6 protein-coding genes are annotated in these 6,893 nt (G+C 62.6%); all 6 read left to right on the forward strand.

Annotation, left to right across the window (positions count from 1 at the left end; all coding sequences use genetic code 11):
• Window positions 1-1,286 (forward strand): type VI secretion system contractile sheath large subunit (gene tssC / locus AAAB16_RS00085; RefSeq protein ID WP_340661489.1); only part of this gene is annotated, 1,286 nt, incomplete at its 5' end.
• A gap of 157 nt (window positions 1,287-1,443) precedes the next feature.
• Complete coding sequence (locus tag AAAB16_RS00090) at window positions 1,444-1,944, forward strand: Hcp family type VI secretion system effector (protein WP_340661490.1); 501 nt, start codon at window positions 1,444-1,446, stop codon at window positions 1,942-1,944.
• Window positions 1,945-1,955: 11 nt separating this feature from the next.
• Entirely contained in the window at window positions 1,956-2,387 is a 432-nt protein-coding gene (gene tssE, locus AAAB16_RS00095; protein ID WP_340661491.1) for a type VI secretion system baseplate subunit TssE, read from the forward strand.
• Entirely contained in the window at window positions 2,380-4,173 is a 1,794-nt protein-coding gene (tssF, locus tag AAAB16_RS00100; protein ID WP_340661492.1) for a type VI secretion system baseplate subunit TssF, read from the forward strand. The genes tssE and tssF overlap by 8 nt, the downstream gene beginning before the upstream one ends.
• Entirely contained in the window at window positions 4,137-5,156 is a 1,020-nt protein-coding gene (tssG, locus tag AAAB16_RS00105; RefSeq protein ID WP_340661493.1) for a type VI secretion system baseplate subunit TssG, read from the forward strand. The genes tssF and tssG overlap by 37 nt, the downstream gene beginning before the upstream one ends.
• A 2-nt stretch (window positions 5,157-5,158) precedes the next feature.
• A partial coding sequence (locus tag AAAB16_RS00110) for an AAA family ATPase (RefSeq protein WP_340661494.1) occupies window positions 5,159-6,893 on the forward strand: 1,735 nt, incomplete at its 3' end.

Here is a 6,893-nt window from a genome sequence, read left to right on the forward strand (position 1 = left end):
ACGACCGCATCAGCCAGATTGACGAGTTGATCAGCAACCAGTTGAACCAGATTCTGCACCACCCCGAGGTGCAAAAACTCGAGGCGTCCTGGCGCGGCCTGCACCTGTTGGTGCAAAACACCGAAACCAGTACGCGGCTAAAACTGCGCCTGCTCAACGTCACCCAAAAAGAACTGCAAACCGACCTGGAGAAGGCGGTGGAGTTCGACCAGAGCGCGCTATTCAAAAAGATTTACGAAGAGGAATACGGCACCTTTGGTGGCCACCCCTTCAGCCTGCTGGTGGGCGATTACACCTTTGGCCGCCACCCGCAAGACATTGGCCTGCTGGAGAAACTCTCCAACGTTGCCGCCGCCGCCCATGCGCCCTTTATCGCCGCCGCCAGCCCGCGTCTGTTCGACATGAACAGCTTTACCGAGCTGGCCGTGCCGCGTGATTTAGCCAAAGTGTTTGAGAGCCAAGAGTTGATCAAATGGCGCTCGTTCCGCGAAAGCGAAGACTCGCGTTATGTGTCCTTGGTGCTGCCGCAATTCTTGCTGCGCCTGCCCTACGGCCCGGACACCCTGCCGGTGGAAGGCATCAACTACGTGGAAGATGTTAACGGCACCGACCACGGCAAATACCTGTGGGGCAACGCCGCCTGGGCGCTGACCCAACGCATCACCGCCGCCTTTGCCCAATACGGGTGGTGCGCGGCCATTCGCGGTGCCGAAGGCGGTGGCGCGGTGGAGGGGTTGCCCGCGCATACCTTCCACACCAGCTCGGGTGATATCTCGTTGAAATGCCCCACCGAAGTGGCGATTACCGACCGCCGCGAAAAGGAGCTCAACGACCTTGGTTTTATCGCCCTGTGCCACAAGAAAAACTCCGACGTGGCGGTGTTCTTTGGCGGCCAGACCACCAACAAACCCAAGCTCTACAACACCAACGAAGCCAACGCCAACGCGCGTATTTCCGGCATGTTGCCGTACGTACTGGCAGCCTCGCGTTTTGCCCATTACCTGAAGGTGATCATGCGCGACAAGGTCGGCAGTTTTATGACCCGCGATAACGTGCAGACCTACCTCAACAACTGGATCGCCGACTACGTGCTGATCAACGACAACGCCCCGCAGGCCATCAAGGCCCAGTACCCGCTGCGTGAAGCACGGGTGGACGTTACCGAGGTGGCCGGCAAGCCGGGCGCCTACCGCGCCACGGTGTTTCTGCGCCCGCACTTCCAACTGGAAGAGCTAACCGCCTCGATCCGCCTGGTAGCCACCCTGCCGCCACCGGTAGCAGCTTGATTAACGCCTGTTAACACCCCGCTCCGCTGCGAGCGGGGACTCGTAGGGTGTGCTGTGCGCACCCGGCGGTTTGCGCGTTTGCGCGTTTGCGCGTTTGCGCCCTGGTGCGCACGGCGCACCCTACGAGCGACGTCCAACTTTCAAGGAGTAACAAGCGATGGATGCAATCATTCTCGACCTCGGCGGCGACATCAAAGGTGACTGCCTGCTTGAGGGTTATCTCGACAAAATTGAAATCATGTCGTACAGCCACAACGTGGCCATGCAGGTGACCAACGACGTCAGTAACTCAGAGCGCACCTCCGGTAAACCGCACGTTGGTGAGTTCACCGTCACCAAGTTTATTGACACCTCCACGCCGTCGCTCAACGAGTTCTGCTGCGCCGGTAAACCGCTGCCCGAGGTAAAAATCACCGTTGGCCGCAACGCCGCCGAGGGTGATGGCAAGATCCTGCCCTTTATCGTTTACACGCTGAACAACGTGGTGTTTTCCAACGTCAGCGTCAGCGGCGGTGCGGGCGGTAAGCCGGTGGAAACCCTGTCGATGAACTTCATCAAAATCAAATGGGAACTCACCGCGCAAAAAGACGATGGCTCCAAGGAAGGCACCGCCGCCTCGACGTGGGACCTGGCCGCCAACAAGCTCATCAAAGCCTGACGTAAGCGGCCATGCGCCCAGTCGATTCGCGCCTGCTGCCACCGCTGTTCGAGCGCTTGGCGGCAGGCGACGACGCCGTGTTCGACCGTGCCGCACTGGCCGAATCGGTGCGCACCGAATTGCTGCGCCTGCTCAATACCCGGCGTGCGCTTCGCCCGCCGGGCACGGCGCTGACCATTCTGGATTACGGCATCGGCGACTGGACCGCCCTGCAAGCGCAACGCCTGGATGACCGCCGCGCATTGACCCGCGATATGCGCAGCGCCATCAGCCATTTCGAGCCGCGCCTGCACCTGGGCGAGGTGGACATACAACCCTCCAGCGAACACCCGCAGCGTTTACAAATCCGCCTCAGCGGCACCCTTGGCCATGGCGAGCAGCAATGGCCGGCGGTGTTTGTACTCGACAACCTGGCCGGCACAGTGGAGGTGCTTGATGAGTGATTCAATCGACGACCAATTGCTCGATTACTACCAACGCGAACTGACCTGGCTGCGCCATGCCGGCGCCGGGTTTGCCGCGCGTTACCCAAAAGTGGCCAAGCGCCTGGAACTGGCGCCCGGTGAGTGCCCAGACCCGCATGTCGAGCGCTTGCTGGAAGGTTTTTCCCTACTGGCCGCGCGCCTGCAACGGCGTTTGGACGACGACTACGCCGAGTTCAGCGACGCGCTGTTGGAACAGCTTTACCCGCTGGCCCTGCGGCCGCTGCCGTCCTGCGCCATCGTGCAATTTGTCCCGGACCCGAGCAAAGGCAACCTCGCCGAGGGCTATCGGTTGCCGCGCGACACGCCGCTGTTTGTGACCACCAACAGTGGCGACAGCGTTTACTTTCGCAGCACCGCCGAGACGCTGTTGTGGCCTTTGGAAATCAGCGAAGCGGTGTTGCTCGACGGCGATGAAACCCAAGCGCTAACCGACATTCCGTATGCCCGTTCGGCACTGCGCTTAAGCCTGCGCTGCATCGAGGGCATCAGCTGGAACGAGCTGAGCATCGAGACGCTGCGGGTGCATCTGGCGGCCTCGCCGGTGGTCAACGCCGGCCTCTACGACTTGCTTTGCGCCCATTCCATCGCCGTACTCTGCGGTCCCGCTGGCAGCCCGCCGGTGGCGCAACAAGGCTTGCCGCAAGTGGTCGGTTTTGCCAGTGATGAAACCTTGTTGCCGGATGAAACCGGGCTGCATCCGGGCCTGCGCTTGCTTGCCGAATATTTTGCCTTTCCGGAAAAATTCGCGTTTTTCGATGTGCCGTTACGCGCGCCCGCCAGCGAAGAAGAAACGCTGTATGTGTACCTGGTATTTGACCGCGCACCGGCCACGCGCATCAGCCTGCAACCAAGTGATATCGCCCTGGGCTGCACGCCGGTGATCAATCTGTTCCCACGCACGTCCGAGCCATTACGCCCAGACGGCACCCGCAGCGAGTACCGTCTGGTCGCCGACAGCCACCGCGAAAACAGCGTGGAAATTCACAGCATTCGTGGCCTGCGCGCCACCTTCCCGGCCGGCGTGCAACGTGTGCCGGCGTACTACGGCTATCAGCATGGCGCTGGCGACAACCGCCTGTACTGGCATGCGCGACGCATCACCGGCCTGACGCCCAATCGGTTGGGTAGCGACCTGCTGCTAAGCCTGGTGGACACCCACTTCGACCCGCTGCAAGACGCCCCCGAATACAGCCTGACCGCTGAGCTGCTGTGCACCAACCGCCACCTGGCCGAGGCCTTGAGCGCCGGCACGCGCCTGAGCTTCGAGCGCCCCGGGCCAATTGCCCACGCGTACCTGCGCAACCCGCCAACGCCCCAAAGCCTACCCAAACTCAGCGGCGAATCGCGCTGGCGCCTGGTGTCGCAACTGACCCTCAACCATCTGTCGTTAGTGGAAGGTCCACAGGCGCTGACGGCCCTCAAGGAAATGCTCGCCCTGCACAACCTGCGCGAGGAAGCCAGTGCCAGCCGGCAAATCAGCGGCCTGCACAGCCTGGTTAGCGAGCGCATTGTTGCGCGCGTCGGTGAAGACGCCTGGCGCGGTTGGCGCAATGGGTTGCAGGTAAGCATCAGCCTTGACCCGCAGCATTTTGTCGGCAGTAGCGCGGTGTTGTTTTCCGGCGTACTGGCGCAGTTCTTTTCGCTATACGCCACCGCCAACCGCTTCGTCAGCACGGTACTGGTTCAGGCCGATAAGGAGATCAAAACGTGGCAACCCCAAGCCGGCCAGCCCCTCGTCCTTTAAGCGAGCGCCTGCGCGCCGAGCCGCAGGCCTTTGAGCTGTTGCAAGCGCTGCTGGTAATGGAGCGTGAGCAACCGCGCGCCACCTCCTTGGGCTGCGGCACTTCGCCAGATGCCGAAGCCATTCGCCTGCGCGGGCCACTAACGCCGCTGTTCGCCGCCAGCCAGGTGGAAAGCCTGCTCACCGCCGACGACGGCAAAACCCAATTGACCACCCCGGTGTTTGGCCTGGGCGGCCCCGACGGCCCCCTGCCCTACGCCTATCAGGAATGGCTGCAACAACGGGCACGCCTGAAAGACCACGCGCCGGCAGCCTTTCTCGACCTGTTCCAACACCGCCTGCTCAGCCTGCTCTACCGCGTGCTGCGCAAACACCGCATCGCCTTGGGCTTTGGCGTACCCAATGCCAGTCCGGTACAAAGCCAACTGCGTGCCCTCACCGGCTTGCTGCCCAAAGCCCTACAGGAACGCCAGGTACTCAGCGACTCGGCGATCTTGTCGCGCAGCGCGCTGTTTATGGGCGGTCGTCGTTCGCTGGCAGGGTTCACCACCCTGGTACGCCAACACGTCGGCCAGCCGGTGCAGGCCAGTGCCTATGCTGGCGCCTGGCGCAGCATTCCCGCCGCCAGCCGCAGTCGTTTAGGCCGTGGTGGGCGCAATCTGAAACTGGGGCATAACGCCGTGGCCGGCTCGCGGGTATGGGATGAACATGCCGGCATTAGCCTGACCCTCGGCCCACTCGCCGCCGAACAAACGGGCGCATTTCTGCCCGGTGGCGACCTGCACGGCCAGCTCGCCAGCCTGGCCAGTTTCTACTTTGGCCCGGATATGGACTGCACCTTGCGCCTGCTGGTCAACGGTGCCGAACCGCTGAGCCTGAACCGCCAAGGCGCACCGCGCTTGAGCTGGAACACTGGCCTGCAAGTCAGTGCCAACGCCGCCACGCACCTGATCGAAACCCGTCTACAACAGACGGCGGAGGCCTAGCCATGGAACTCGGCAACCTGATCAGCCGCCTTAACAACGACTGCCGCCGCGCCCTCGAGCGCGCCGCGCAACGCTGCCTGCAACGCACCCACCATTACGTGGAAATCGAACACCTGCTGCTCGAACTGCTGGATATCGAAGGCGGTGACTTCGCCTATTTGCTGCCACGTTTTGGCCTGGAGCGTGACGCCCTCAGCGCCGAAATCAACAAGGCCCTGGAGCTGTTTAAAGCCGGCAGCACCCGCACCCCGGCGCTGTCCACGCAAACCATCGGCCTATTGGAAGATGCCGTGGTGCAAGCCAGCGTGTTAGGCCTGGGCAGCATCCGTTCCGGCCTGCTGCTGGTGGCCCTACTCGACCGCGATGAGCGGCGCACGCTGCTGCTCAACAGTGCCTCGTCGTTGCTGCGTATCCCCCGCGATGCCTTGCGCAGCAATCTGCTGGAATGGACCCAACCCTCCAAGGAAAGCCCACCCGCTGCGCGCACCGGGCAAAGCCCTAAACGCGACCAAGCGCCGGATGAAGAGCCGCTGCTTAACCAATACACCCAAGACCTCACCGAAGACGCCCGCAACGGCCGCATCGACCCCATCGTTGGCCGCGACGGCGAAATCCGCCAGACCATCGACATTCTTCTGCGCCGTCGGCAAAACAACCCGATTCTGGTCGGCGCCCCTGGCGTCGGTAAAACTGCGGTGGTCGAAGGCCTGGCCCTGCGCATTGCCGCCGGTGACGTGCCGCCGCCGTTAAAAGACGTTAGCGTACGCGTGCTTGACCTCGGCCTGCTGCAAGCCGGTGCCGGAGTAAAAGGCGAATTCGAACAGCGCCTGAAAGGCGTGATAGACGCCGTGCGTAGCGCCGAGAAACCGATCATTTTGTTTATCGACGAAGCCCACACCATGATCGGTGCCGGCGCCGCCGAAGGCTCCAGCGACGCCGCTAACCTGCTTAAGCCGGCCCTGGCCCGTGGCGAACTGCGCACCATCGCCGCCACCACCTGGATGGAATACAAAAAGTACTTCGAAAAAGACCCCGCCCTGGCCCGCCGCTTTCAACTGGTGCAAGTGGAAGAACCCGACGAAGCAACAGCGGTAGAAATGCTTCGCGGCGTCGCCAGCAAACTGGAACAACACCACGGCGTGCAAGTGCTCGACGCCGCCATCCACGACGCGGTAAAGCTTTCGCACCGCTATATCTCCGGCCGGCAACTGCCCGATAAAGCCATTAGCGTGCTCGACACCGCCTGCGCCCGCGTGTCCCTCGGCCAACACGACGTACCGCCACCGCTGGAAAGCCTGCGTCATCGCCAAGTTGCCTTGCACGAAGAACTCGACCGCCTGCGCCGCGAACAAGCCACCGGGCTTAAACACAGCGAACGTATCACCGGCCTGGAAGATGAAGCCGGCGCCAATGTGCTGGCCATCCGCGAGCTGGAAAAACGCTGGAGCGAAGAGCGCGAAGCGGTCAGCGAACTGCTGCAAACCCGGCGTGAACTGCTGACCCTGAGCGACAGCCTCGACCCCAATAGCCCCGATGAAGAACTGGACGGGCGCATCGACCACCTGGCCGCCGAACTGGCGCGCCTGGAAAGCGGCCTCGACGCCATTCGCCAAGACGACCCGCTGGTGCCCGAGCAAGTCGACTCAAAAATCGTCGCCGCCGTAATTGCCGGCTGGACCGGCATTCCCGTCGGCAAAATGCTCGCCGACGAAGCCCACGCCGTGCGTACCCTCGGCC

The sequence above is a fragment of the Pseudomonas sp. genome, assembly GCF_037994325.1.
Classification (GTDB): Bacteria; Pseudomonadota; Gammaproteobacteria; order Pseudomonadales; family Pseudomonadaceae; genus Aquipseudomonas.